The organism is Marmoricola sp. URHB0036 (genome assembly GCF_000426045.1).
Lineage (GTDB): Bacteria > Actinomycetota > Actinomycetes > Propionibacteriales > Nocardioidaceae > Marmoricola.
In genome coordinates, this window is the sequence record NZ_AUEP01000015.1 from 57,996 (window position 1) to 84,214 (window position 26,219).

General features: G+C 71.2%; 22 protein-coding genes and 1 tRNA gene. 20 read left to right on the forward strand and 3 right to left on the reverse strand.

Features of this window, described 5'->3' with window-relative positions:
• Positions 1 to 29: 29 nt before the first annotated feature.
• Positions 30 to 749, forward strand: a complete 720-nt coding sequence (locus H976_RS0117330) for a hypothetical protein (protein WP_027862564.1) — start codon at positions 30 to 32, stop codon at positions 747 to 749.
• 225 nt (positions 750 to 974) lie between these two features.
• On the opposite strand, the gene H976_RS0117335 is transcribed toward H976_RS0117330, so the two are convergent.
• Positions 975 to 1,781 (reverse strand): HAD family phosphatase, encoded by an 807-nt coding sequence (locus H976_RS0117335; protein ID WP_036227101.1) that lies wholly within the window; start codon positions 1,779 to 1,781, stop codon positions 975 to 977.
• A 138-nt stretch (positions 1,782 to 1,919) separates the two neighbouring features.
• Between H976_RS0117335 and ssd the strand changes: the two genes are divergently transcribed.
• The 7 genes from ssd to H976_RS0117370 all read left to right on the forward strand — a co-directional run bounded on the left by ssd (position 1,920) and on the right by H976_RS0117370 (position 6,855).
• Complete coding sequence (ssd, locus tag H976_RS0117340; protein ID WP_027862566.1) at positions 1,920 to 2,999, forward strand: septum site-determining protein Ssd; 1,080 nt, start codon at positions 1,920 to 1,922, stop codon at positions 2,997 to 2,999.
• Positions 2,996 to 4,150: a TadA family conjugal transfer-associated ATPase gene (locus tag H976_RS0117345; protein ID WP_027862567.1), complete on the forward strand. Its 1,155-nt coding sequence runs from the start codon at positions 2,996 to 2,998 to the stop codon at positions 4,148 to 4,150. Before ssd ends, H976_RS0117345 begins: the two co-directional genes overlap by 4 nt.
• On the forward strand, positions 4,147 to 4,926 hold the full coding sequence (locus H976_RS27040; protein ID WP_051276970.1) for a type II secretion system F family protein: 780 nt from the start codon (positions 4,147 to 4,149) through the stop codon (positions 4,924 to 4,926). The genes H976_RS0117345 and H976_RS27040 overlap by 4 nt, the downstream gene beginning before the upstream one ends.
• A complete protein-coding gene (locus tag H976_RS0117355) occupies positions 4,923 to 5,669 on the forward strand; it encodes a type II secretion system F family protein (protein WP_027862568.1) in 747 nt (248 codons plus the stop codon). The genes H976_RS27040 and H976_RS0117355 overlap by 4 nt, the downstream gene beginning before the upstream one ends.
• A 151-nt stretch (positions 5,670 to 5,820) precedes the next feature.
• A complete protein-coding gene (locus tag H976_RS0117360; protein WP_027862569.1) occupies positions 5,821 to 6,048 on the forward strand; it encodes a DUF4244 domain-containing protein in 228 nt (75 codons plus the stop codon).
• An 88-nt stretch (positions 6,049 to 6,136) separates the two neighbouring features.
• Positions 6,137 to 6,493, forward strand: a complete 357-nt coding sequence (locus tag H976_RS0117365) for a TadE family type IV pilus minor pilin (RefSeq protein WP_027862570.1) — start codon at positions 6,137 to 6,139, stop codon at positions 6,491 to 6,493.
• Positions 6,487 to 6,855 carry an Rv3654c family TadE-like protein gene (locus tag H976_RS0117370; RefSeq protein WP_051276971.1) on the forward strand — a complete coding sequence of 123 codons (369 nt, stop codon included), beginning with the start codon at positions 6,487 to 6,489 and terminating at the stop codon, positions 6,853 to 6,855. Before H976_RS0117365 ends, H976_RS0117370 begins: the two co-directional genes overlap by 7 nt.
• A gap of 10 nt (positions 6,856 to 6,865) precedes the next feature.
• Here H976_RS0117370 and H976_RS0117375 read toward each other — a convergent pair whose 3' ends face one another.
• Both H976_RS0117375 and H976_RS0117380 read right to left on the reverse strand, forming a co-directional pair.
• Entirely contained in the window at positions 6,866 to 7,171 is a 306-nt protein-coding gene (locus tag H976_RS0117375; protein ID WP_027862572.1) for a hypothetical protein, read from the reverse strand.
• Between the two features lie 52 nt (positions 7,172 to 7,223).
• Positions 7,224 to 9,554, reverse strand: coding sequence for a DEAD/DEAH box helicase (locus H976_RS0117380; RefSeq protein ID WP_027862573.1), 2,331 nt, complete (start codon positions 9,552 to 9,554; stop codon positions 7,224 to 7,226).
• A gap of 132 nt (positions 9,555 to 9,686) precedes the next feature.
• Between H976_RS0117380 and H976_RS0117385 the strand changes: the two genes are divergently transcribed.
• The 12 genes from H976_RS0117385 to H976_RS0117440 all read left to right on the forward strand — a co-directional run bounded on the left by H976_RS0117385 (position 9,687) and on the right by H976_RS0117440 (position 25,871).
• Positions 9,687 to 10,022, forward strand: coding sequence for an STAS domain-containing protein (locus tag H976_RS0117385; protein WP_027862574.1), 336 nt, complete (start codon positions 9,687 to 9,689; stop codon positions 10,020 to 10,022).
• Between the two features lie 125 nt (positions 10,023 to 10,147).
• Positions 10,148 to 12,460, forward strand: coding sequence for a sodium-translocating pyrophosphatase (locus tag H976_RS0117390; protein WP_027862575.1), 2,313 nt, complete (start codon positions 10,148 to 10,150; stop codon positions 12,458 to 12,460).
• A gap of 149 nt (positions 12,461 to 12,609) precedes the next feature.
• Positions 12,610 to 14,088 carry a methyltransferase gene (locus H976_RS0117395; protein WP_081682994.1) on the forward strand — a complete coding sequence of 493 codons (1,479 nt, stop codon included), beginning with the start codon at positions 12,610 to 12,612 and terminating at the stop codon, positions 14,086 to 14,088.
• Between the two features lie 7 nt (positions 14,089 to 14,095).
• Entirely contained in the window at positions 14,096 to 15,031 is a 936-nt protein-coding gene (locus tag H976_RS27045) for an MBL fold metallo-hydrolase (RefSeq protein ID WP_196804131.1), read from the forward strand.
• Positions 15,032 to 15,229: 198 nt separating this feature from the next.
• Complete coding sequence (locus tag H976_RS0117405) at positions 15,230 to 16,945, forward strand: ABC transporter ATP-binding protein (RefSeq protein WP_027862577.1); 1,716 nt, start codon at positions 15,230 to 15,232, stop codon at positions 16,943 to 16,945.
• On the forward strand, positions 16,942 to 18,699 hold the full coding sequence (locus tag H976_RS0117410; protein WP_027862578.1) for an ABC transporter ATP-binding protein: 1,758 nt from the start codon (positions 16,942 to 16,944) through the stop codon (positions 18,697 to 18,699). Before H976_RS0117405 ends, H976_RS0117410 begins: the two co-directional genes overlap by 4 nt.
• 160 nt (positions 18,700 to 18,859) lie before the next feature.
• Positions 18,860 to 21,556: a type I DNA topoisomerase gene (gene topA / locus H976_RS0117415; RefSeq protein WP_036227104.1), complete on the forward strand. Its 2,697-nt coding sequence runs from the start codon at positions 18,860 to 18,862 to the stop codon at positions 21,554 to 21,556.
• A 1-nt stretch (position 21,557) separates the two neighbouring features.
• Positions 21,558 to 22,223 carry a cutinase family protein gene (locus tag H976_RS0117420; protein WP_081682995.1) on the forward strand — a complete coding sequence of 222 codons (666 nt, stop codon included), beginning with the start codon at positions 21,558 to 21,560 and terminating at the stop codon, positions 22,221 to 22,223.
• 9 nt (positions 22,224 to 22,232) lie between these two features.
• Positions 22,233 to 22,871 (forward strand): dTMP kinase, encoded by a 639-nt coding sequence (gene tmk, locus H976_RS0117425; protein WP_027862581.1) that lies wholly within the window; start codon positions 22,233 to 22,235, stop codon positions 22,869 to 22,871.
• A 64-nt stretch (positions 22,872 to 22,935) separates the two neighbouring features.
• Positions 22,936 to 24,072: a DNA polymerase III subunit delta' gene (locus H976_RS0117430; protein ID WP_027862582.1), complete on the forward strand. Its 1,137-nt coding sequence runs from the start codon at positions 22,936 to 22,938 to the stop codon at positions 24,070 to 24,072.
• A 44-nt stretch (positions 24,073 to 24,116) separates the two neighbouring features.
• Entirely contained in the window at positions 24,117 to 25,718 is a 1,602-nt protein-coding gene (locus H976_RS0117435) for an alpha/beta hydrolase (RefSeq protein WP_051276972.1), read from the forward strand.
• An 80-nt stretch (positions 25,719 to 25,798) separates the two neighbouring features.
• A tRNA-Thr gene (locus tag H976_RS0117440) sits at positions 25,799 to 25,871 on the forward strand.
• Positions 25,872 to 26,219 lie beyond the last annotated feature (348 nt).

Here is a 26,219-nt window from a genome sequence, read left to right on the forward strand (position 1 = left end):
GCTCGAAGTTACCCGATAGCGTTCCGGCCGTGCCCCACCCGTCGACCGATTCCGCCAGTGACCCGCTCGCCTGGCTCACCGGGCTCGAGGGCGTGCCGTCGGCCTTCGCCGCGACCCGTGACGGGATCGACGTGATGCTGCGTGACCGCGGACTGCGCCGGACCTCGCCGGAGCAGACGGCGGAGTCGCTGTTGAGGGGTGCACACGCCAGCGCCGAGCTCGCCGGATCGGCTTCGTCGCTCGAGGACGTGCGTGCTGGTCTCGGTGACGAGGTGGCCGCCGGCGCGGTGCGGGTGAGCACCGAGCTGTTGTCGCTCGTACCCGTGATCGGGCGTTCGCCGCTGCAGGCGTTCGCGCGGCTGCACGTGCTGGCCGGCGGGTCCGGGCAGCCCGGCTCGCCCGAGGGTGCTCAGCGGCTGCAGTCGTTGTCGGCCACCTTGCTGGCGACCTCGACACCCGGGCTGATCGTGGCGGCGCTGGTGCACGCCGATCTCGTCACGGCCGAGCCGTTCGGCACCCACGACGGGCTGGTAGCGCGCGCGGCCGAGCGGCTGGTCATGGTCGCCCGGGGAGTCGACCCGGCCTCGCTCGTCGTACCCGAAGCCGGGCACCTGGCCCTGCGGGCGGCGTACGAGTCGAACCTGCGCGGCTACCGCGACGGCGGACGCGACGGGCTGCACTCCTGGTTGCTGTACGCCGCCGAGGCACAGACGAAGGGCGCCGAGGCGAGCCCGCTCCTGGACAGATGAGCGGCACCGAACTCCTCCAAGAATTCTTGGAAGATCTCGATGCCGCTCGACACACGGGATTGGCTACCAGGCGTGCATTGTCTAACTGTGGCCCCCGGCGGTTCCGGGTCTGACCAGCGCCCTGTAGGAAGGGTAGATCGCCGCGTGGGTACCGCCACCGTGTGAGCTCTGGAGTTGTTGTGTCCTGTGTACGCCGGGGCCCAGAGGAACACAACCCTTGACTTTTCAAGCCGCGGCGCGACGCCGCCTGAGGTTGAGCCAGACCGCCGCGACGATGGCCGCGACACCGCCGATCGTGAGCGCCGCGATGGTCTGTCGGGCGGGTGGGAGCTTCAACCTGGTGCGCAGCGCGACCGGCTTGTTGAAGACTAGGATCGGCCAGCCGCGGTCGCGGGCGACGCGGCGCAGGTCCTTGTCGGGGTTGACCGCGTGGGGGTGGCCGACGGCCTCGAGCATGTGCACGTCGGTGATCGAGTCGGAGTAGGCGTAGCTGCGCTTGAGGTCGTAGCCGCGGCGCAGGGCGAGGTCGCGGATGGCGGTCGCCTTGTTCTCGGCGTAGGCATAGAAGCTGATCCCGCCGGTGTACTTGCCGTCGCGCACCTCCATCCGGGTAGCGACCACCTTGTCGGCGCCGAGCATCTCGCCGATGGGCTCGACGACCTCGGAACCGCTCGTCGAGACGATGATGACGTCGCGACCGGCCAGGTGGTGCTCCTCGATCAGGCTGACCGCCTCGTCGTACACCAGGGGGTCGACGATGTTGTGCAGGGTGTCCCCGACGATCTCCTTGACCGTCTCGACGTCCCAGCCCGAGCACAGCTGCGACATGAACTGCCGCATCTTCTCCATCTGGTCGTGGTCGGCGCCGCCGACGAGGTAGACGAACTGTGCGTACGCCGAACGCAGGACCGCTCCGCGCGAGATCAGTCCGCCGGCCTGGAACTCGCGGCTGAAGGCAAGCGTGCTCGACTTCGCGATGATGGTCTTGTCGAGGTCGAAGAAGGCTGCCGTCGGTCGGGGCACCGGGCTCATGTCCTGAAGTGTAGGCAGCGCGCCGGATTGCCCCATGAGATGGACCGTTTCGCGTCCACAGGCCGTGTCGGTGCCGGGTTGTCCACTGCTCCGGATCTCGCGCTCGTCGGCGCTGCCGGTGCGGCGCAGCATCGACTCATGGATGCCCCCAGAGATGCCTCCGCCCCTCTCCTGATCTCGTCCGATCCACTGCTCGTCTCCGACGTGCAACGCCTCAGTGCTGCCGCCGGCGTGCTGCCCGAGGTGGTGCGCGACCCGGCCCAGGCGCTGCGCCGGTGGAGTGCAGCGCCGGTCGTCCTGGTCGGTTCCGACTGCGCCGGTGTTCTCGCGGCCTCGAGCCCACCACGACGTGCTCGCGTCTTCGTGCTCGGCCGCTCGCCGCTCGACAACGCACTGTTCCGCGACGCCCTCGGGGTCGGTGCCGAGACCGTGGCCGGCCTGCCGGAGTCGGAGACCTGGCTCGTCGAGCTGCTCACCGACGTCGGCGACGGCTCGGCCGTGCCGGGGGTGACGATCGGGGTGCTCGGAGGTGCAGGCGGAGCCGGTGCCACGGTGTTCGCAGCTGCACTGGCGCAGGTGGCGGCCGACGTCGGCCCGACGCTGCTCGTCGACGCCGATCCCATCGGGGCCGGGATCGACCGGGTGCTCGGGCTCGAGTCGTCCGACGGCATCCGCTGGGACTCGATGCTGCAGACCACCGGCCGGCTGAGCTCGCGGTCGTTGCGCGAGGCGCTGCCGCATACCGGGATGCTGTCGGTGCTGACCTGGCCGCCCGATCGTCCCGCCTCTTTGCAGGCGTTCGCGATGCGCGAGGTGCTCTCGGCCGGGCGGCGCGGCTTCGACGTCGTGGTGGTCGACCTGCCCCGGCACCACGACGCCGTCGTGGAGGAGACGATCACCCGCTGCGACCACGTCGTGCTGGTCTCGACGTTGACCGTGCCGGGCGTGACGTCCGCGGCCCGGGTGGCGAGTCGCCTGCCGGAGTTCAGCCCGGAACGACACCTCGTCACGCGGGGGAGCAGGGCCGGCGCCACCCCCGAGTCGGTGAGCCGGTTGCTACGGATGCCGTTGCTGGCCTCGATGGGCGACCAGCGAGGGCTCGACGAGGCGATCAACCTCGGCGCGGGACCGGCCCGTTCCCGTCGTGGCACCCTCGCGCGGGCGGCCCGTTCGTGCGCCATCGCGCTGCTGCCGGATCGGTCAGTGGCTGCGGCATGAGCGACATCCCGGTCGAGCTGCTGGACGGCGTACGCGAACGGTTGGCGCGTGACGCCGCGCCGCTGACGCCCCAGCTGGTGGCCCGGGCGCTGCGCGACCAGGGACGCCCGGTCGGGGACGCCACGGTCCTCGCGGTGCACGACGCGCTGCATCGCGATGTCGTCGGAGCCGGACCCCTCGAGCCGGTGCTCCGTCTCGAGGGGGTCACCGACGTGCTCGTCAACGGCGCCGACCAGGTCTGGATCGACCGCGGTGCCGGGCTCGAGCGCACCGGCATCACGTTCCCCGATGACTCGTCGGTGCGCCGCCTGGCCCAGCGACTGGCGGCGGCCGGTGGCCGCCGTCTCGACGACGCCTCGCCGTACGTCGACCTGCGGCTGCCCGACGGGACCCGTTTCCATGCCGTGCTCGCTCCGCTGTCCCGTCCGGGCACCGTGCTCTCCCTCCGGGTGCCGAGGCAGCGGGTCTTCACGATGGCCGAGCTGGTCGCCGCGGGTGCCGTGCCGGAGGCCGGTGTCGGCCTGATGGAGTCCGTCGTCCGAAGACGGTTGGCGGTCCTGATCAGCGGCGGCACCGGCTCCGGCAAGACGACCTTGCTGAACGCTCTGCTCTCCATGGCCGACGCCGGGGAACGGCTGGTGCTGGTGGAGGACGCCTCCGAGCTCCGGCCGGAGCACGCCCACGTCGTGGCCCTGGAGGCGCGGCCGGCCAACATCGAGGGGGCCGGTGAGGTCACCCTCCGCACGCTGGTCCGTCAGGCGCTGCGGATGCGCCCCGACCGGCTCGTGGTCGGCGAGGTTCGTGGGGCCGAGGTCGTCGACATGCTGGCCGCGATGAACACCGGCCACGAGGGAGGGTGCGCGACCGTGCACGCCAACTCGGCCGCCGACGTGCCGAGCCGCATCGAGGGGCTGGCCATGGCTGCCGGGCTCAGCCGCGAGGCCGCGCACAGCCAGCTCAGCTCGGCCGTCGACATCGTCATCCACCTCGGCCGAGACGTCGACCGGATGCGTCGGGTGAGGGAGATCGGCGTGGTCACCCGAGCACCCGACGGTCACGTCGAGGTGGCCACGGGCGTCGCGTTCGCTCCCGACGGCCAGCTGCGTCCCGGTCCGGCGATCGACGTCCTTTCGGCCCTGATCGAGCCGTGACCCTGCTGGCGGTGGCACTCGTGGCGGTCGCGACCACGCTTGCGATCCCGGCCCCCACGCAGCTGCCCGGCGCGCCCTCGGCCGACCGGGCCGTGCCGCGAGTGCGGGTCGTGGTCACGCTGGTCTCGGGTGCGCTGGCGCTGTGGTCCTGGCTGGACGCGCACCAGTTCGCGCTGGTCACACTGCTCGGACTCGTGGTCCTGGGCATCGCTCGGCTGGTCCGGAGGCGACAGGTGGCGCGAGCAGCAGACCGAACGGCCGAGCGGGTCCTGGCGGTGTGCGACGCGATGGCCTCCGACCTGGCTGCCGGTCAGCCGCCCCTGGTCAGCCTCCGTCGTGCTGCCGAGGAGTGGCCCGACTTCGCGCCGGTCGCGGTTGCCGGGCAGATGGGCGCCGACGTGCCCAGCCAGCTGCGCGAGCTCGCCCACCGTCCCGGTGCCCGCCAGCTGCGCACGCTCGCGGCGACCTGGCAGGTGGCCCACGACACCGGCTCGGGGCTCGCGGCGGCGATCGGACAGGCGGCGGACGCCATCCGTGCCGACCGTCGCACCGCCAGGCTGGTCGCTACCGAGCTGGCCTCGGCCCACGCCACCGCCCGGATGCTGGCGGCGCTGCCGGTCGGCGTCCTGCTGCTCGGCACCGGCATCGGGGGTGACCCGGTCGGGTTCCTCACCGGGACGACGGCGGGTCTGGTGTGCCTGGCCATCGGGCTGGGCTTGTCCTTCGCCGGGTTGCTGTGGCTCGAGCGCATCGCCGACCGGGTGCTCGGCCGATGAGCGGTGGAGTCTCCTGGCTGGTCGGGTCGCTCGCTGCGCTGTCCGTCGCCTTGTTCCTCAGACCGCGACCTGTGCTGCTGCCTGAGCCACCCGGGACCGTCGCTCCTCGGTCAGCCTCGGGGTCGGGTGAGCGGGCGGTGCTGCGCCGGCTGCGACCCGTGCTGGCGACGACCGCCTTCGCGGGCGGGTGGGCGATGTTCGGCGGACCAGTCGGCTGGGTGGCCGGGTCCGGCTCGGCCGTGGCGGTGTGGGTCGTCCTGGGTCGCGCGGAGGATCCGGCCGCCGTACGACGTCGGGAGCAGCTGCTGGACGACCTGCCCACCGGAGTCGACCTGCTCGCCGCGTGCCTCGACGCAGGGGCGGCGCCGGAGTCCTCGCTGGTCGTGGTGAGTCGCGCGCTGGAGGGGCCCGTCGGCGAGGAAATGCTCGCCATCCACCACCGGCTCGAGGTCGGAGTCGACCCGGCCCAGGTCTGGCGCGCCGTCGCAGCCCATCCCCAGCTCGGACCACTGGGACGTGCGATCGGTCGTGCCCACGAGACCGGTGCACCCGTCGGACGGGCGGTGCACCAGCTCGCCGAGGAGCTGAGGGCGCAGGCCCGCGCGGACGTCGAGACCCGTGCTCGCAGCATCGAGGTCAAGGCGGCAGCACCGCTCGGACTGTGCCTGCTGCCGGCCTTCGTGGTGCTCGGCGTGGTGCCGATGGTGGTCGGCGTCTTCAGCTCGATGCGGCTCTTCTGGTGACCAGCACACGTCCACAGACCATGGCCGCACCCAGGTTCTCCACCGGGCAGAAAGACGTGATCGCGCTCGGAGGCCGGGTCGAGAAACCTCGACCACGTCAACACATCCACCCCGGACCCCCACGGCCCGGGTCGCCAGTCAGGAGACCGTCATGAGCAACACCGCACTCGCCCTCGTCGAGGAGTCCCAGGACCGCGCCAGGAGCCCCCGGCTCCGCCTGCTCCGGGACGAGGTCGGCGCCACGACCGCCGAATACGCCACCGTCACCGGCTGCGGTGTCGGGTTCGCCGCGGTCCTGTTCAAGTTCCTCACCAGCTCGGCGGGGCAGGGCTTCTTGAAGCTGATCTTCAACGCCATCAAGGGCCTGCTCCCCTTCTGAGCCCCCAGGCCGGCCGGCGGGGCGCGCTGGGGCTGTCCGCTCCGCCGGCCGCACCCCCTCGACAGCTCATCGGAGACTGGAGACCCACATGCGACGCGACGAGTCCGGCGCGGTCACCGCGGAGACGGCGATGGCGTTGCCGCTGATCGCCATCTTCGCGCTCTCCATGGCGTGGCTGGTGAGCCTCGGCATCACCGATGTCCGCGCCATCGACGCGGCCCGGGAGACCGCTCGAGCTGCAGCCCGCTCGGACTCGAGCGGTGAGGCGACCTCGCTCGGTCGCCGGGTCGCCCCCGACGGGTCGCGCATCAGCGTCAGCCGCGTCAACGGGACGGTGGTGGCCCGGGTCAGCAGCCCGGTGCGCGGACCGGCCGGGTTGTTCGGGCGACTGGCGGCCTTCCACGTGACCGCCGAGGCAGTCGCCGCAGAGGAGCCCACGTGGTGAGGCGTCCCGGCACCGACGAGCGAGGTGCCGGGACGGTCCTGGCGGTGGCGATGATGGGGCTGCTGGTGACCGTGACCGTGGCGGCCGCGGGCGTGGTGGGGGTGGTCGCCACCCATCGCACGGCCCAGGCGGCCGCCGACCTGGCCGCCCTGGCAGGCGCGGCGGCGCTGCAGGATGGCGGCGACGCGTGCGCGCAGGCGGCCGACGTCGCCGGGCGCAACCGGGCTCGCTTGAGCGGCTGCCAGATCGAGGGCTGGAACGTCTCGGTCGTGGTCACCGCCCACACGCCGTCGCTGCCGGGCGGGGTGCTCGACCTCGAGGCTCGGGGGCGTGCTGGCCCGGCCGTCGACGCCGGGCCGTGATCGCGCGCGTTCAGTCCTCGGTGTGGTCGCCCGAGTCACGCTCCTCGCGCTTGTACTCGTCGAGCTGGTTGCTCAGCTCGCCGACCTTCTTGCGATCGGCGCGACGCGCGGCGGCGCGCTTGGCGGCACTGCGGAACAGCAGCAGGCTCAGCACGATCAGCAGCAGCGTGCCCATGCCGGCGAAGAACACCAGCGAGGCCGAGCCGTTGACGTTGAAGGAGCCCATGTCGATGGTGGTCGCGTCGCCGCCTCCGAACACGGCGGCGAGCACCAGCAGGACGGCGATGATCAAGATGATCAGGGCGGCGACGAACACGAGGCACGACCTTTCCGATGAGTCGGTTCGACCCTAGAGGAGCGAGCCCGGGTTAGTCGTCAGGAGCGCCCTCGAGCAGGAGGTCGAGCAGGGCGATCGCCCCGGATTTGTCCAGGGGGTTGTTCTGGTTGCCGCACTTCGGCGACTGCACGCACGACGGGCAGCCATCGGTGCAGGCGCAGGACGCGATGGCCTCGCGGGTGGCGCGCAGCCAGGGTCGCGCCGCGTGGAAGCCGCGCTCGGCGAACCCGGCGCCGCCGGGGTGACCGTCGTGGACGAACACGGTCAGGCGCCCCGTGTCGGGGTGCAGTGCTGTGGAGACCCCGCCGATGTCCCACCGGTCGCACGTCGCGAAGAGCGGTAGCAGTCCGATGGATGCGTGCTCGGCGGCGTGCGCGGCTCCGGGCAGGTCGGCCTCGGCGATCCCGGACTCGGTGAGCACGTGGTCCGGCAGCGTCCACCACACGGCGGTGGTCTGCAGCACCCGCTCGGGCAGGTCGAGCGGCTCCTCGCCGATCACCTCACCCGAGGGAACCTTCCGTTTCAGGAACGAGACCACCTGATGGGAGACCCGCACGTCGCCCAGGCTGAGCCGCGCCTCGCCCCAGGGCACCACCGCCCGCTCGGCAAGGATCTCGATGTCGGTGATCTCGCGGGCCGAGGTCGAGTAGTCGGGCTGCGCCGGGACCACGACCGCCACCGACTCGTCGAGGTCGAGCTCGGCCACCAGCCAGGTCTCTCCCTGGTGCAGGTAGACCGCGCCGGTGTGGGCCGTGCCGTGGGCGGCAGAGGCATCGACGGTGCCCAGGACGCGACCGGTGACGTCCTCGACCAACCGGACGGGCGAGCCGCCGCTCGAGCGGATGTCGGCGAGGTCGCTCGCGCGGCGTCGGTCGGTCCAGAACCAGCCGCGCGGGCGGCGCCGCAGCAGCCCGCCCTCGGTGAGTGCGTCGAGTGCAGCCTGGGCTGCGGGCCCGAACAGGGGCAGGTCCTCGAGCGTGAGCGGCGACTCGGCCGCGGCGGCGCACAGGTGCGGTCCGAGGACGTAGGGGTTGTCCGGGTCGAAGACGTTGGCCTCCACCGGTTGGCCGAGGAGGGCCTCCGGGTGGTTGACCAGGTAGGTGTCCAGCGGGTCGTCGCGCGCGACCATCACCCCCAACGCGTCACGGGCGCCCCGCCCGGCGCGACCGACCTGCTGCCACAGCGCGGCGCGGGTGCCCGGGAAGCCGGCGAGCAGCACGGCGTCGAGGCCGCTGACGTCGATGCCGAGCTCGAGGGCGTTGGTCGCGGCCAGGCCGATCAGCCGGCCGTCACGCAGGGCCGCCTCGAGCTCGCGGCGCTCCTCGGGGAGGTAGCCACCGCGGTAGGCCGCGACCTGGTCGACCAGGCTCGGGTCGACCTCGCCGAGCAGCCGCCGTGCCGTGAGGGCCACCGTCTCGGCCCCACGCCTGGACCGGATGAACGCGAGGGTGCGCACTCGATCGACGACGAGGTCGGTCAACAGGTCGGCGACCTCGCTGGTGGCGGAGCGGCGTACGGGCGCACCGTTCTCGCCCACGCCGGGCACGAAGGGCGGTTCCCACAGGGCCAGTGCCGTGCGCCCGCGCGGCGAGCCGTCGTCGGTGACGGCCACGACGTCGAGGCCGGTGAGCCGCCCGGCCGACACCTCCGGCTCCGCGACCGTGGCCGAGGCCAGCACGAAGGTGGGGTGGGCGCCGTACAGCGCAGCCACCCGCCGCAGCCGCCGCAGGATCTGGGCGACGTGGGCACCGAAGACGCCGCGGTAGTGGTGGCACTCGTCGATCACGACGTAGCGCAGCGAACCGAAGAACCGTGACCAGCGCGCGTGACCCGGCAGCAGCGAGCGATGCAGCATGTCGGGGTTGGTCAGGACGTACTCGCCGTGGTCGCGTGTCCACTCCCGCATCTCCGGCGTGGAGTCGCCGTCGTGGGTGGAGCAGCGCAGGTCGGGGAGGCCCGCCTGGCCGAGGCGGCGCAGGGTGGCCAGCTGGTCCTGGGCGAGCGCCTTGGTCGGCGCGAGGTAGAGGACACCGGTGCCGCGCTGGCCCTTCGGCCCCCGCGAGGACTCGATCGCGTGCAGCCCCGGCAGTAGATAGGCCAGCGACTTGCCCGACGCCGTCCCCGTCGAGATGACCGTGTGCCGCCCTTGGTGGGCGAGGTCGGCGGCCGCCACCTGGTGCGTCCACGGAGCAGGTACGCCGAGCCGCTCGAACGCCTCGCGGACGGGTTCGTGCAGCCACGTCGGCCACGCGGCGACACGCGCAGGACGCGCCTCGACGACCTCGAGGTGGGTGAGGCTGTCGCTGCGCCCGGGGCCGCCTGCCAGCCGCCCCACCAGCGTTTCGAGATCCACCACCTGCACCCGTTCAGTCTCTCAGCGGACCCTGACGGTCTGCCCACGGCGGCGGCCGTGGCGTGGTTCAATACATTTCAGATAAAAATGGAAGCGTAGGAGTGGGGGACCGGGGTAGGCCCCTGGCTCGGAGGAGAGACCGTGGATCTTTCGTTGCAGACCCGCGAGGTGGACAGTCGCACGATTGTCTCCGTCGGCGGGGAGATCGACGTCTACACGGCGCCGAAGCTCCGCGACAAGATCACCGAGCTCGTCGGTGACGGTCACCACCAGCTGGTGATCGACATGGAGAACGTCGACTTCCTCGACTCCACCGGGCTCGGCGTACTCGTCGGCGGCCTGAAGAAGGTGCGCGCCCACGAGGGCTCCATGGAGCTGATCTGCTCCCAGGACCGCCTGCTGAAGATCTTCCGCATCACCGGCCTCGCCAAGGTGTTCACCATCCACGAGTCGGAGTCAGCGGCGCTCGGCGCCTGATTCGACCCGGCTTCGGCCCCTTCCGCGACACGCACCGCCCGGTGTGTGAACCCGGTCACTGCGCTGTGTCCTGTGACACGTAGACTCCGCGGCTGTCATCCCCAGACAGATCCCCGAGGAGAATCATGACCGGGCTCCACCCCGCAGTCGTGCAACTCGAAGGCGCCAACCTCGTACTCGTCATCGTCGTCGCCGTGATCGCGCTCGCCGCGCTCGCGATGGCCTGGATGTTCCGTACCGAGGTCCTCACCGCCGACGAGGGCACGGACAACATGAAGAACATCGCGCATGCCGTGCAGGAGGGCGCCAACGCCTACCTGACGCGTCAGTTCCGGACGCTCGGCATCTTCGCCGCGGTGGCCTTCGTGGCCCTGCTCGCGCTTCCCGCAGACGACATCGGGGTGCGCATCGGACGCTCGATCGCGTTCCTGTTCGGTGCCGGCTTCTCCGGCGCCGTCGGCTACCTCGGCATGTCCCTCGCGGTGCAGTCCAACCTGCGCGTGGCGGCGGCCGCCAACTCGGTGGGTCGTGACCCGGCCATGAAGATCGGCTTCCGCACCGGCGCCATGGTGGGCATGCTCACCGTCGGCCTCGGCCTGCTGGGCGCCAGCGTCGTCGTGCTGGCGTTCAAGGACAAGGCGCCGCACGTGCTCGAGGGCTTCGGCTTCGGTGCCGCGCTGCTCGCCATGTTCATGCGGGTCGGCGGCGGCATCTTCACCAAGGCCGCCGACGTCGGCGCCGACCTCGTCGGCAAGGTCGAGCAGAACATCCCTGAGGACGACCCGCGCAACGCCGCGACCATCGCCGACAACGTGGGCGACAACGTGGGGGACTGCGCCGGCATGGCGGCCGACCTGTTCGAGTCGTACGCCGTGACGCTGGTCGCCGCGCTGATCCTCGGCTCGCAGGCCTTCGGCGACAAGGGCCTGGTCTTCCCGCTCCTGATCCCGGCCATCGGTGCCCTGACCGCCGTGCTCGGTGTCTACCTCACGGTGCCCCGGCCCGGTGAGAACGGTCTGAAGACGATCAACCGCGCCTTCTACATCTCGGCTGCCGTCGGCGCCGTCGCCTCGATCGTGCTGGCGTTCATCTACCTGCCCAGCAGCTTCGCCGACTTCGACGGCGTCACCAAGAACGCCCTCGACCTGATCTCGACCAGTGCACCCGACGGCGACCCGCGCATCATCGCGTCGGCCGCGGTGGTCATCGGCATCGTGATGGCGGCCGGCATCCTGGCCCTGACCGGCTACTTCACCGGCACCGAGTACACGCCCGTCAAGGACGTCGGCAAGACCTCGCTCACCGGCGCGGCCACCGTGATCCTCTCCGGCCTCTCGGTCGGCTTCGAGTCCGCGGTCTACACGACCCTCGTGATCGGAGCCGCCGTCTTCGGTGCCTTCCTGCTGGGCACGGGCTCGCTGACGATCTCGCTGTTCGCGGTGGCGCTGGCCGGCTGTGGCCTGCTCACCACCGTCGGCGTGATCGTGGCCATGGACACCTTCGGTCCGGTCTCCGACAACGCTCAGGGCATCGCAGAGATGTCCGGCGACGTCAGCCCGGAGGGGGCCCAGATCCTCACCGAGCTCGACGCGGTCGGCAACACCACCAAGGCCATCACGAAGGGCATCGCCATCGCCACGGCGGTGCTCGCGGCGACCGCGCTGTTCGGGTCCTACGCGACGTCGGTGCTCGACGAGATCGTGAAGTCGAGGGCGACTGACTTCTCACTCGCCGACTTCTTCGTGTTCAACCCCGCCGTCCTGGTGGGCGTGCTCCTCGGTGCGGCCGTGGTCTTCCTGTTCTCCGGCCTCGCGATCAACGCCGTCGGCCGCGCGGCCGGGGCAGTGGTCTTCGAGGTGCGCCGCCAGTTCCGGGACATCCCCGGGATCATGGAGGGCACCGGCCGTCCGGAGTACGGCAAGGTCGTCGACATCGTCACCAAGGACTCGCTGCGCGAGCTGGTCACCCCGGGTGTGCTGGCGGTGCTGGCACCGATCGCCGTGGGCTTCGGCCTCGGCGTCGCGACCCTGGCCGGCTTCCTCGCCGGTGCGATCGGTACGGGCACCCTGATGGCCATCTTCCTGGCCAACTCGGGTGGGGCCTGGGACAACGCCAAGAAGCTGGTCGAGGACGGCCACCACGGCGGCAAGGGCTCGCCGGCGCACGAGGCCACCATCATCGGTGACACCGTCGGTGACCCTTTCAAGGACACCGCCGGCCCGGCGATCAACCCGCTGATCAAGGTGATGAACCTGGTCTCCCTGCTGATCGCCAGCGCAGTCGTCTCGATGAGCGTCGGCAAGGACGAGAACGACGCGCTGCGGATCCTGATCGCCCTCGTGGCGGCCGCGATCATCGCGGTGGCGGTCATCGTCTCCAAGCGCCGCGCCAACGTGATGACCGACGACGCGCCCGCCCCCACGCAGGCCGCCGTCTAGTTCCGCCGAGCGGGCAATTCTGGTTGCCCCGAGCACCCTGACCGGGCAGTTCTGGTTGGTTCGTCCAACCGAAACTGCCCGGTCAGTGCTTTCTGCCCAACCACAAGTGCCCGGTCGGCGAATTGACGGGGGCCGCTAGCGTGCGCGGTGTGGTGGACGAGAGTGGGTTGGCGGCCAGGTTGAGGGCGGCGCTGGTCGGGGCGGGGTTCACCTACGACGGCGTCGCCGCGGCGTTGGGTACGACGGCCCACACCGCGCTCTCGCGCAACGAGACCCTCCCCGGCCTCCGGGCCACGACCGGCGGAACACCTGTCGAGACGCTGACCCGGCTCTGGCTGCTCCAGGCGACCGTGCCGGTCAGCCGGGTCGAACAGGCACTGCCCGGGCTGCTCGACCCGCTGTGCACCGCCGGACTGCTCGAGCGATCGGTCGGCGAGGTCCGCGCGCGGGTCGACGTACGCCCCTATGCCGCGGACGACCTCGACCTCTGGGTGGCCAGCGACCTCACCCCCGGTCTCGACGGGCAGCCCAACCGCGTCTCCGCCGACCACGTGCTGGGCATCAGCTCGGCCGCGACCTCGCTGGCCCAGCTGACCGTCCGCGAGCCGGTCGCCCGCTCCCTCGACCTCGGCACCGGCTGCGGCGTACAGGCGCTGCACCTCGCCTCCCACTCCGACCGGGTCCTGGCTACCGACGTGAACAAGCGGGCGCTGCGGCTGACCCGGTTCAACGCCGCGCTCAACGAGGTGGCCGACCGGATCGAGGTCCGCGAGGGCAGCTTCTTCGACCCGGTCGCGGACAACCAGTTCGACCTGGTCGCGACCAACCCGCCGTTCGTGATCTCCCCGGCGACGGGGGAGCAGCTGGTCTACCGCGACTCGGGACTGCCCGGCGACCGCGTGGTCGAGCACATCGTCCGGGGCGTCCCCGACCTGCTGACCGTGGGCGGTACGGCGCAGGTGCTGGCCAACTGGATGATCACCCGCGACCAGCCGTGGGACGAACGACTGGCCGGCTGGATCGACGGCTGCGACGCGTGGGTCGTGCAGCGCGAGGTCGTCGACCTGCCGACGTACGTCGAGCTGTGGCTCAAGGACGCCGGTCTGCACGGCGGGCCGGAGTACCACCAGCGCTACGACACCTGGCTCTCCTGGTTCGACGAGCAGGGCGCGGAGGCGGTCGGCTTCGGCTGGATCAACCTCCGTCGCGTGCTCACCGGCGACCCGACGCTGCGCTTCGAGGACTGGCCGTACGACGTCGAGCAGCCCATCGGTCCGGAGGTCACCGATCTCTTCACCCGCATCGAGTCGCTCCGCGGGTGGGACGACGACCGGCTCGGGGCTGCCCGGCTGGTCGCCCGTCCGGACCTCCGGCAGGAGACGTACGGCGCCCCGGGGGCCGAGGACCCCTCGGAGATCGTGCTCCGCCAGCAGCGACTCGTACGCCGGGCCCGGCAGGTCGACACCGCCGAGGCGGCCCTCGTCGGTGCCTGCGACGGCGAGCTCACGACCGACCAGATCCTCGCTGCCCTGGGCCAGCTGCTCGACCAGGACCCGGCCGACCTGCGTGCGTCGTACCTCCCCGTGGTGCGCGACCTCATCACCGAGGGTTTCCTCGACCTATCCTGAGCCGCTGGTGGACTTCGCACACGGAGCACCGGTCGCAGGTGACCTCGACGTCGAGTGGAGCCACGGCGTTCCGCGTGGCGGGGCGGATCCGGGGCCACCCATCCAGGTCCACGAGTACGACGAGCACACGATCATCCTGAGGCAGAGCAAGAGCACCCACTACGAGGCGCCTTTCCTGTACCTGCTGATGGGCAACGACCGCGCGGTGCTGTTCGACACCGGTGCCACGCCCGACCCGGCGGTGTTCCCGTTGCGCGAGACCGTCGACCGGCTGCTCGCGTCGTGGCAGGCGCGGAACGGACGACCGGACCACCACCTGGTCGTCGCCCACTCCCACGCCCACGGGGACCACGTCGCCGCCGACGAACAGTTCGCCAGCCGGGCCGACACCACCGTGGTCGGGCACGACCCGATGGCCGTCCAGCAGTTCTTCGGGTTCGCGTCCTGGCCGGAGGAGGTGGTGCAGCTCGACCTCGGCGGGCGCGTGCTGGAGGTCACCGGCATCCCCGGTCACCACCCCGCCTCGATCGCGGTCTTCGACCCGTGGACCGGGTTTCTGCTGACCGGCGACAGCGTCTACCCCGGCCGGCTGTACGCCGACGACATGACCGACTTCCTCGCCAGCGCCGAGCGACTCGTCGAGCTCGCGGCCGCCCGTCCGGTGCGCCACGTGATGGGCTGCCACATCGAGATGACCCGGACGCCCGGTCGGGACTATCCGATCGGCACGACGTACCAGCCCGACGAGCCGCCGCTGCAGCTGGCGCCCGACCGACTGCTCGCGGTCCGCGACGCCGCCCGGGCAGCCACCGCGCGACCAGGCGTGCACGTCTTCCCGGACTTCCTGATCTTCAACGGGACCGGCCCGACCGCGATGCCGAGGCTGATGCTGCGCACCCTGCGCCAACGACTGGCGGCCCGTTGGGGGCGCCTGACGTCCTGAGCCGGTCGTCGAAGACCTGCAGACCCCGCGCCTGCAGGTCTTCCGCGACCGGTCGAACAGGACACCCCACGCTAGTCCCGTTGCGGCCGGACCGCATCACGTCGTCGGGCTGTCCCTGGCCCGACACCCCCCGAGAGCAGTCCGGCGGACCGGAAAAATCGGTCGCGCCGACAGCGCTCCGCTCCGTAGCGTGAGGCGGTGCGCGACCTCCCCCTCCACCATCCCGGCACCGCCGACCACCGGTCGGCGGGGCGACTGCTGTGGTGGCTGGCCAAGGGCCAGTGGCACACCTTGGTGCTGGGGATGCTGTTCGGCATCGTCTGGATGAGCGCGCAGGCTGTGCTGCCGGCGGTGATCGGGCGCGCGATCGACAAGGGCGTGGCGGCGAAGGACTCCCAGGAGCTGCTGACGTACGCCGGCCTGATGTTCGCGATCGGATTGGTGCAAGCAGCCGCCGGCATCATGCGCCACCGCTTCGCGGTCACCAACTGGCTGACCGCTGCCTACCGCACCGTCCAGCTGGTCGGCCGCCAGGCGGTGACCCTGGGTGGCACCCTGCCGCGCAGGGTGTCGACGGGCGAGGTGGTCGCGATCGGTACCTCGGACCTCGAGCACCTCGGGAACCTGATGGACGTCAGTGCCCGGTTCGCCGGCGCCATCGTCTCGTTCGTGATCGTGGCCGTCATCCTGCTGCAGACCTCGGTCACGCTCGGGCTGGTCGTGCTGATCGGCGTACCCCTGCTGATGCTGCTGGTCGGCCCGTTGCTCAAGCCGCTCCAGGTGCGAAGCACCCACCAGCGCGAGCTGATGGGCTCACTGTCCAACACGGCCAGCGACATCGTCTCCGGCCTCCGGGTGCTGCGCGGCATCGGCGGCGAGCAGGTCTTCCACGGCCGCTACGAGCGTGAGTCCCAGACCACGCGCCGCGCCGGCGTCGAGGTGGCCAGGTTGCAGTCCGTGCTCGATGCGCTCCAGGTGTTCCTGCCCGGTGTCTTCGTCGTGCTGGTGGTGTGGATCGGCGCCCGCTACGCGGTCGAGGGCAGGATCTCGGCCGGTGAGCTGGTCGCGTTCTACGGTTACTCGGCGTTCCTGATGATCCCGCTGCGCACGGCCACGGAGTACTTCAACCGGCTGATCCGCGCCCGCGTCGCCGCCCAGCGCGTCTGCCGCGTGCTCGCGCTGACCAGCGACCACCCGGACCCCGAGCACCCCTCCGCTTCTCCGCCGGTGGGCTCGCCGCTGCGCGACCTGCGCACCGGTCTCAGGGTCGCTCCCGGCTCGCTCGTCGCCATCGTCAGCGAGCGTCCCGACGAGTCGGCCGCCCTGGCCGAGCGGCTGGGACTGACCGGCGCCGAGAGCGACGCCGACGTGCTGCTGGGCGACGTACCCCTCGCGTGCCTCACCCGTGAGGAGGTACGCCGACGGGTCGTCGTCTCGGACACCGCGGCGGCCCTGTTCTCCGGCCGCCTCGGCGACCGCCTCGACGTCAGTGGGCACGGTGACGTCGCGCGGGCAATGGAGACGGCATCCGCCGCCGACGTCCTCGACGGCCTCCCGGACGGCTTCGACTCCTGGGTGGCGGAGAAGGGCCGCACGTTCTCCGGAGGGCAACGGCAACGGCTGGTGCTCGTGCGTGCACTGACCCTCGCCCCCGAGGTGCTCGTCCTCGTCGAGCCGACCTCCGCGGTCGACGCCCACACCGAGGCCCGGATCGCCGCCCGGCTCCGCGCCCACCGTGCCGGCCGGATCACGGTCGTGACCTCGAGCAGCCCGCTGGTGCTCGGGGCGGTCGACGAGGTGGCCTTCCTCCAGCAGGGACGCATCGTTGCCACCGGTCGCCACGAGGACCTGCTCGACGAGGTCCCCGACTACCGGATGGTCGTGACCCGCGAGTCCGAGGCGATGACGTCGTGAAGGCGCCGGACACCACGTCGCTGCCGGTCGCGAACGGCCGGTCCGTACGCCGCTACGCACGCACCATCGCGCGCCAGTACCCCCGGATGCTCTGGACTGCGTTGGTGCTGCACGTCCTGGCGGCGCTGGCCGGGTTGGCGGCGCCGCGACTGATCGGCGACCTCGTCGAGTCCGTGCAGGAGGGCACCACCGTCCACCACGTCGACCGGGTCATCGCCGTGCTGGCGGCGTTCCTGGTCGCCCAGACGGTGCTGACCCGCTACGCGCGCTACGTCAGCCAGGCGCTCGGCGAGCAGGTGCTGGCCGAGCTGCGCGAGGACTTCGTCGCGAACACGCTGGCCCTGCCCGTCGGCGTCGTCGAGTCGGCCGGCTCCGGCGACCTGCTCACCCGCACCGGTCGCGACATCGACCAGCTGGGCTGGTCGGTGCGCTGGGCGTTGCCCGAGTGGACCATCGCCGTGGTGACCGCCGTGGTCACCTTCGTGGCCGCGCTGAGCGTCGGCCTGTGGGTGGCGATCCCGTGCCTGCTCGGCCTGCCTCCGCTCGTCATCGGCCTGCGCTGGTACCTCGCCCGGGCCAAGGACGGCTACCTGCGCGAGGGAGCGTCGTACTCACGCATCAACGCCACCCTGACCGAGACCGTCGAGGGGGCGCGCACCGTCGAGGCGCTCGGACTCGCCGAGGAGCGCATCGCGACCATCGACGACGACATCAGCGAGTCGTACGCCGCTGAGAAGTACACCCTCTACCTGCGCACGGTCTTCTTCCCGAGCATGGAGCTGTCCTACCTGATCCCCACGGTCTGCACACTCCTCCTTGGTGGCTACCTCTACATGCAGGGCACCGTCTCGCTGGGCGACGTCACTGCGGCCACCCTCTACGTGCAGATGCTGATCGACCCGGTCGACCGGATCGTGTCCATCCTCGACGAGCTCCAGCTCGGTGCCGCGTCGCTGGCCCGGCTGCTCGGGGTGGCCGAGGTCCCCGACGACCGGGAGGTGACCGGACACCAGCCGGAGGGTGAGGAGCTGGTCGCGCAGGACGTGCGGTTCTCCTACGTCGACGGCCGCGACGTGCTGCACGGCGTGGACCTCGACGTCGCCCCCGGGGAGCGGATCGCGATGGTCGGTCCCTCCGGTGCCGGCAAGTCGACGCTGGGTCGACTGCTGGCGGGCATCCACCCGCCCCGGGCGGGCAGTGTCGAGCTCGGTGGCGTCGGCCTGGTCGAGATGGCACTCCCGGTGCTGCGCAGGCACGTCGCCCTCGTCACCCAGGAGCACCACGTCTTCGTCGGCACCCTGCGCGAGAACCTCGCCCTGGCGGCGCCACCGGGTGCCACCGACGACGACATCCGTGAGGCTCTCGACGCCGTGGACGCGCTCGGCTGGGTCCTCGACCTGCCGGACGAGCTGGACACGGTGGTCGGCTCGGGCGGCCGGGCGTTGACGGCTGCGCAGGCACAGCAGGTCGCGCTCGCCCGGCTGGTGCTGGCCGACCCGCACACCCTGGTCCTCGACGAGGCGACCTCGCTGATCGACCCGCGCTCGGCCCGTCACCTCGAGCGATCGCTGGCGGCGGTGCTGCACGGGCGGACGGTCATCGCGATCGCCCACCGCTTGTTCTCGGCCCACGACGCCGACCGGGTCGCAGTGGTCGAGGACGGCCGTATCTCCGAGCTCGGCTCGCACGACGAGCTGGTCGCCGCCGGTGGCTCCTACGCCGCGCTGTGGGACAGCTGGAACGGCAAGCACTGAGCCCCCGAAGTCGCGAAGTAGACCAGTGCCGGGGATCCCGGCCCCTTCGGGGCCCCGGCACCCCGCAGTGGACGGGTGTCAGGGACCGTTGCGGCGACGCGCTACCTTGACGGGGCCCCACGGGTCGCCCCGCGGGGCATTCAGTGCAACGCAGCAAAGGATGAGTAACAGAGAAGTGGCACACAAGCTCGTCATCGTCGAGTCACCGGCCAAGGCCCGCACCATCGAGGGCTACCTGGGCCGGGGCTACGTCGTGGAGTCCTCCATCGGGCACATCCGCGACCTGCCGCAGAGCGCCGCCGACATCCCGGCCAAGCTCAAGGGCGAGCCGTGGGCCCGTCTCGGCGTCGACGTCGACAACAACTTCGAGCCGGTCTACGTCGTCGCCCGCGACAAGAAGTCGCACATGACCAAGCTCAAGGGCCTGCTCAAGGACGCCGACGAGCTCTACCTCGCCACCGACGAGGACCGCGAGGGTGAAGCAATTGCGTGGCACCTGCTCGACGAGCTGAAGCCCAAGGTCCCGGTGCACCGGATGGTCTTCCACGAGATCACCCCGGCGGCGATCAATGCGGCCGTCGAGAACCCGCGTGAGATCGACATGGACCTCGTCGAGGCCCAGGAGGCGCGTCGCATCCTCGACCGCCTCTACGGCTACGAGGTCAGTCCCGTGCTGTGGCGCAAGGTGATGTCCGGTCTCTCCGCCGGGCGGGTGCAGTCGGTCGCGACGCGGCTCGTGGTCGACCGGGAGCGCGAACGGATGAAGTTCCGCGTCGCGTCGTACTGGGATCTCGAGGGCACCTTCGACGCCGGCGAGAAGCACGACCAGCGGATGTTCCCGGCCCGGCTCCACTCGGTCGACGAGACCCGCGTGGCGCGTGGCTCCGACTTCGGCCAGGACGGTGAGCTCAAGCCCAACGCCAAGGTCGTGCACCTGACCAAGAGTCGGGCCGAGGCCCTGGCCAGTGGCCTGCACGACACCGAGTTCGCCGTGCGCTCGGTGGAGTCCAAGCCCTACACCCGCCGCCCCTACGCACCCTTCCGTACGACGACCATGCAGCAGGAGGCCAGCCGCAAGCTCGGCTTCAGTGCCTCCTCCACCATGTCGGTGGCGCAGCGTCTCTACGAGAACGGCTTCATCACCTACATGCGCACCGACTCCACGACGCTCTCGGAGACCGCCATCTCCGCGGCTCGGAGCCAGGCCCGTGATCTCTACGGACCGGAGTACGTCCCCGACGCCCCGCGCATCTACGCCTCGAAGGTGAAGAACGCGCAGGAGGCACACGAGGCGATCCGTCCTGCCGGTGACTCCTTCCGTACGCCGGCCCAGACCGGCCTGACCGGCGACCAGTTCCGCCTCTACGAGTTGATCTGGATGCGCACCATCGCCTCGCAGATGAAGGACGCACTCGGCAACTCGGTGACGATCCGGCTGGGTGGTGTCGCCAGCACCGGCGAGGACGTCGTCTTCTCAGCGAGTGGTCGGGTGATCACCTTCCACGGGTTCCTGAAGGCCTACGTCGAGGGCAGCGACGACGACAGCGCCACCGACGACCAGGAGACGCGACTGCCCAACGTGAGCGAGGGCGACGCGGTCAACGCGGCGGCGATCCGGGCCGAGGGCCACTCGACCAAGCCGCCGGCCCGCTACACCGAGGCGACGCTGATCAAGGAGCTCGAGGAGCGCGAGATCGGCCGGCCGTCGACGTACGCCTCGATCATCGGCACCATCCTCAACCGCGGCTACGTCTACAAGAAGGGGACCGCGCTCGTCCCTGCCTGGCTGGCGTTCTCGGTGATCCGGTTGCTCGAGGAGCACTTCGCGCGGCTGGTGTCCTACGAGTTCACCGCCGGCATGGAGGACATCCTCGACGAGATCGCCGGCGGGCGGCGCGACCGCAACACCGAGCTGGCCGAGTTCTACTTCGGCAGCGGCCAGGTGGAGGGGCTCAAGGAGCTGGTCACCGAGCTCGGCGAGATCGACGCCAAGGAGCTGGCCACCTTCCCGATCCCGGGGCCGGACGGCAGCGACAGCGGGATCGCGCTGCGCGTCGGCAAGTACGGCCCCTACCTCGAGGGTCCCGGCGACGACGGCACCCCGGCGGCCAAGAAGGCCAACGTTCCCGACGACCTGCCGCCCGACGAGCTCACCCTCGAGAAGGCCAAGGAGCTCCTCGCCAACCCGGCCGGTGAGGAGATCCCGCTCGGCACCCATCCGGAGACCGGGCTGGAGATCGTGGCCAAGAACGGCCGCTACGGTCCCTACGTCACCGAGCTGCTGCCCGAGGACGCGCCCAAGAAGGCCAAGCCGCGCACCGGCTCGTTGTTCAAGGACATGTCGCTGGACACGATCACCCTCGAGCAGGCGGTCAAGCTGCTGTCGCTGCCCAGGGTGGTCGGCGTCGACAGCGAGGGCACCGAGATCACCGCGCAGAACGGCCGCTACGGCCCCTACCTCAAGCGCGGCACCGACTCGCGCTCGCTGGAGACCGAGCAGCAGCTCTTCGACATCACCCTCGACGAGGCCCTGCGCATCTACGCCCAGCCCAAGCAGCGTGGACGGGGCGCCTCTGCGACGGCGCCGCTCAAGGAGCTCGGCAACGACCCCGTCTCCGGAGCCCCGGTCGTGGTGAAGGCCGGCCGGTTCGGTGAGTACGTCACGGACGGTGAGTACAACGCCACTCTCCGCAAGGACGACTCCGTCGAGGCGATCACCCTCGAGCGGGCGGCCGAGCTGTTGGCCGAGCGGCGGGCCAAGGGGCCGGCCAAGAAGACCGCCAAGCGGGGCGCGAAGAAGTCCAGCGCCAAGAAGACCACCAAGAAGACCGCGAAGAAGACCGCCAAGAAGAGCTGACGTGCGCCGCGCTCTCCTCGTTGCGGTCCTCCTCCTGCTGACCGGATGTGGTGGGCAGGCGCCGCAGACGGCACCCACGCCCGAGCCTTCCGCTCCTCCTTCGTCGCCGTGCCCCACGCTGGTGCTCGCCTTCCGCGGTCAGGGCCAGTCGACCCGCGGCTTCCACGGCGGCGGCCGGGAGGCGGGCCAGGTGGCGGAGCGGCTGGGTGCCCGGGTCGTCGGTGTGCGCTTCCCCTCCAGCGCTGACTCTTCGTACGACGCGGACGTGGCGGCCGGCGTGCGGATGGCAAGCCGGCTGATCCGCTCGGCCTGCGGGCGGGTGGTGCTGGTCGGCTACAGCCAGGGTGCCGAGGTCGCCCACCGGGTCGTCTTGGCCCACCCGCGACGGGTCGCGCTGGCCGTGCTGATGGGCGACCCGCTCCGCGACCCTGCCGATCAGGTGCACACCCTGGCCCTCGGCACCGGCCCGTTGAGCGGCCGGGGCAACGGTGGTCCGTACGCCCGGTTCCCGGCCGGCGTACGCCCCCGGGTGCTGGAGGTCTGCGCGCCCGGCGACGACGTCTGCAACGCCCCGCCGACCGGCCGGTTGGGACCGCCGTCGGCGACCCACCGCACGGCGTACCAAGGTGACGGGGCGGTCCGGCGCATCGTCGGCGCCGCCTCGTAGGCTCGCCTCGTGCGCGACTTCCCAGGCTTCTACTCCGAGAGCGGATTGTTCGTCTGCTTCGAGGGTGGCGAGGGCGCCGGCAAGTCGACCCAGGCGCGCCGGCTCGGCGACCGGCTGCGCGAGGACGGTCATGTCGTGGTGCTGACGCGCGAGCCGGGAGACACCCCGGTGGGCGCCGAGATGCGCCGGATCGTGCTCGACCCCGCGACCGGCGAGCTGGCCGACCGCACCGAGGCGCTGCTCTACGCCGCCGACAAGGCCGAGCACATCCATGCCGTGGTCAGGCCGGCGCTGGAGCGGGGCGAGGTGGTGATCACCGACCGCTACGTCGACTCCACGCTCGCCTACCAGGGAGCGGGTCGCGCCCTCGACGTCGACGAGCTCGAGTGGGTGGCGCGCTGGGCGACCGAGGACCTGCGTCCGCACCTCACCGTGCTGCTCGACCTGGAGCCGAGCACCGGCCTGACCAGGTTCGAGGAGCGCGACCGCATCGAGGGTGAGTCCCTGGAGTTCCACCAACGGGTGCGCGAGGCGTTCCTCGGCCTGGCCGCGGCCGACCCCGACCACTACCTGGTGCTCGACGCCCGTGACGACGTGGAGAAGATCGCGATTGCCGTGCTCGACCGGGTGCGAGGGTTGCTCTCATGACCTCACCCCACGCCGTTCTTCTCCCCCGCTTCGCTCCTCCGAACAACGCCGCGGGGACCCCGAAATGACGGTCTGGGACAGCCTCGTCGGGCAGGGGCAGGTGATCGCGCGGCTCCAGCGTGCCGTGGCGGGGGAGATGACCCACGCCTGGCTGTTCACCGGTCCTCCGGGTTCCGGTCGCTCCAACACCGCGGTCGCCTTCGCGGCCGCGCTCCAGTGCGAGCAGGGCGGCTGCGGCCAGTGCCACTCCTGCCACGAGGTCGCGGTCGGCTCCCACCCCGACGTCCGCGTCACCCGCACCGAGAAGCTCTCGATCGGTGTCGACGAGGTGCGCGAGCTGGTGCGGGCCTCGGCGTTGGCTCCCGTCGGGCGCCGCTGGCAGATCATGGTGGTCGAGGACGCCGACCGGCTCACCGACCAGGCCGCCAACGCCCTGCTCAAGGCGATCGAGGAGCCCACCGAGCGCACCGTCTGGCTGCTGTGCGCGCCGACCGTCGAGGACGTGCTGCCGACGATCCGGTCCCGCACCCGTCTCGTGGTGCTCTCGACTCCCTCCGTCGACGACGTCACCGACTTCCTGGTGCGGAGCGAGGGACTCGGAGTCGAGACCGCGTCGTACGCCGCCCGCGCCAGCCAGGGCCACATCGGCCGGGCTCGCGCGCTGGCCCGCGACGAGGACACCCGTCGCCGGCGGCGCGAGGTGGTCGCGATACCCGGTCGGCTCTCCTCGCTGGGCGCCTGCATGGCGTCGGCGGCGGACCTGCACGACCTCGCCAAGGAGGAGGCCGACGCGCTCACCAGTGACCACGACCAGCGCGAGAAGTCCGACCTCGACCGTGCCTACGGTGTCGTCGAGCGGGGTCGCCGACCGCGCGAGTACGCCCCGGCCCTGCGCGACCTCGAGAAGTCCCAGAAGACGCGGGCCAAGCGGCGCCACCTCGACGTCGTCGACCGCGGCCTGATGGACCTGGTGTCGGTCTACCGCGACGTGCTCACCGTGCAGCTCGGCACCGGCGTCGACCTGGTCAACGAGGAGGTGCGCGGCGACGTGGTCGCGCTGGCCAACGCCTCCTCGGCCGAGCAGAGCCTGCGCCGGATCGAGGCGGTGTTCGAGGCGCGCGAGCAGATGCTCGAGTTCAACGTGCCGCCCCTGCTGGCGCTCGAGTCGATGATGGTGGGGCTGCAGATCGTCCGCGACTGACTCGAACCGCCAGATCTCGACCGATATCCGCCTACCCTTGCCGCATGACTTCCCCGTCCGCGCCTCCGCCTGCGCCGCCGCGCAGGAGCACGACGCGGATCGTGGCCGCGGTGGCGCTGGTGCTGGTCGTCGTCCTGGTCGGCGGTGGGCTCGCGGCCTGGGCCACGTTGGGTGCCGACAGTGGCGGCAGTGACGATGCTCCTCTCGCGACGCCGCCCAAACCGAGCTCGACGGTCGCGGCTCCGTCGTACCCCTCCGAGCTAGCCAAGTTCTACACGCAGAAGCTCGACTGGAAGAACTGCGACTCCGACCAGTGCACGCACCTGACGGTGCCGCTCGACTACGCCCATCCCCACGGCCGGACCATCGAGCTGGCCGTGCTGCGCGCGCCCGCCACCCGTCGGGGCGAGCGGGTCGGCCAGCTCGTCGTCGATCCCGGCGGACCGGGCGGCTCCGCGGTCGACTACGCCTCGTCGGGCGCGTTCACCTTCGGCGGTCCGCTGACCCGCTACTTCGACATCGTCGGCATGGACCCCCGCGGCGTCGGCAGGAGTACGCCGCTGGAGTGTGGCGACACCGAGCAGGTCGACGAGTTCGTCGGCGTCGACCCCGACCCGGACACTCCTGCCGAGGTGAAGGACTTCGACCGCGTCAACCGTGAGTTCGGCCAGCGCTGCCTGACCAGGGACGCCGGGCTGACCCGGCACATGTCCACCATCGAGGCCGCCAAGGACATGGACATCCTCCGCGCGGCTCTCGGTGAGCGGCAGCTGGACTACCTCGGTGCGTCGTACGGCACCCTGCTCGGCGCGACCTACGCCGACCTCTTCCCCCACAACATCCGCCGGATGGTCCTCGACGGCGCCCTCGACCCGACGCTGACCAACGAACAGCTCAACCTCGGCCAGTCCCGCGGCTTCGAGACCGCGCTGACGGCGTACGTCCAGTACTGCGTCGACCGCGGCGACTGCGTGCTCGGCGACGACGTCGACGCGGCCAAGCAGCACATCCGTCAGCTGCTCGACAGCCTCGACAGCAAGCCGCTCCCGACGAGCAGCGGTCGTCCGCTGACCGAGAGCCTGGGCCGGTTCGGCGTCGTACTGCCGCTGTATGTGAAGACGCTCTGGCCCATCCTCAGCATCGCCCTGTCGCAGGCGATCGAGGACGGTCGTGGCGACCAGCTGCTCGCGCTCGCCGACCAGTACACCGCCCGCGGGCCCGAGGGCTACAACTCCAACGAGTTCACGGCGTACTGGGCGGTCAGCTGCCTCGACTACCCAGACAGCGTCCCGGGCGCCCAGATGCCGAGCAAGTTCAAGGAGTTCGACGACGCGTCGCCCACCTTCGGCCGGCTGTTCGTCTACGACCTCGCCAAGTGCGCGGACTGGCCGGTCAAGAGCACCCACAAGCCCGCGCCGATCCATGCTCCCGGCGCGCCGCCGATCGTGGTCATCGGTACGACGCGCGACCCCGCCACGCCGTACATCTGGGCGAAGGCACTCGCCTCCCAGCTCGACTCCGGCCGCCTGATCTCCCGCGACGGCGACGGCCACACCGGCTACCACCAGGGCAACCAGTGCGTCGACGACGCCGTCCAGCACTACCTGGTCGGTGGCACGGTGCCGCAGGACAACCTGTCCTGCTGAGGGCCCTCCCCGGTTTGGAGGGCGCGCCCCCTGCGCCCCTATACTCGTCCGGCGTGCCCGGCTGCCAGGCCGGGTGCTGCGCCGCCTTAGCTCAGTCGGTAGAGCGTCTCACTCGTAATGAGAAGGTCGTCGGTTCGATTCCGACAGGCGGCTCCCAGTAGGCCTCTGACCTGCGGAAACGCAGAGGGGGCTTTCGTGTGCGGAGCCAGCAGCGGCCGGCTCTCAACAAACTCCCAACAAACCCCGGCGGAGTTCTGCCGTGTGCGCCGGCACGGCATTACGTCTCGGCAGGTCAACTGCACGGAGCAGGCGACCGCGAAGGTTGCCTCCCCCGGGCATGGGTTGTCCACGGAGGCTGCGGCTGCCGACGGACTGATCTGTGAACCAACTCGGGCGGTGGGCCAGCATGCCGACTCGGACGGTGCCTGTGGCGTTCCAGAGCCTCCGCGGTTCACGTCCCGCGTGGCGCGGTGCAAGCCAGTCCGGGCAGCCGCAGTCGCG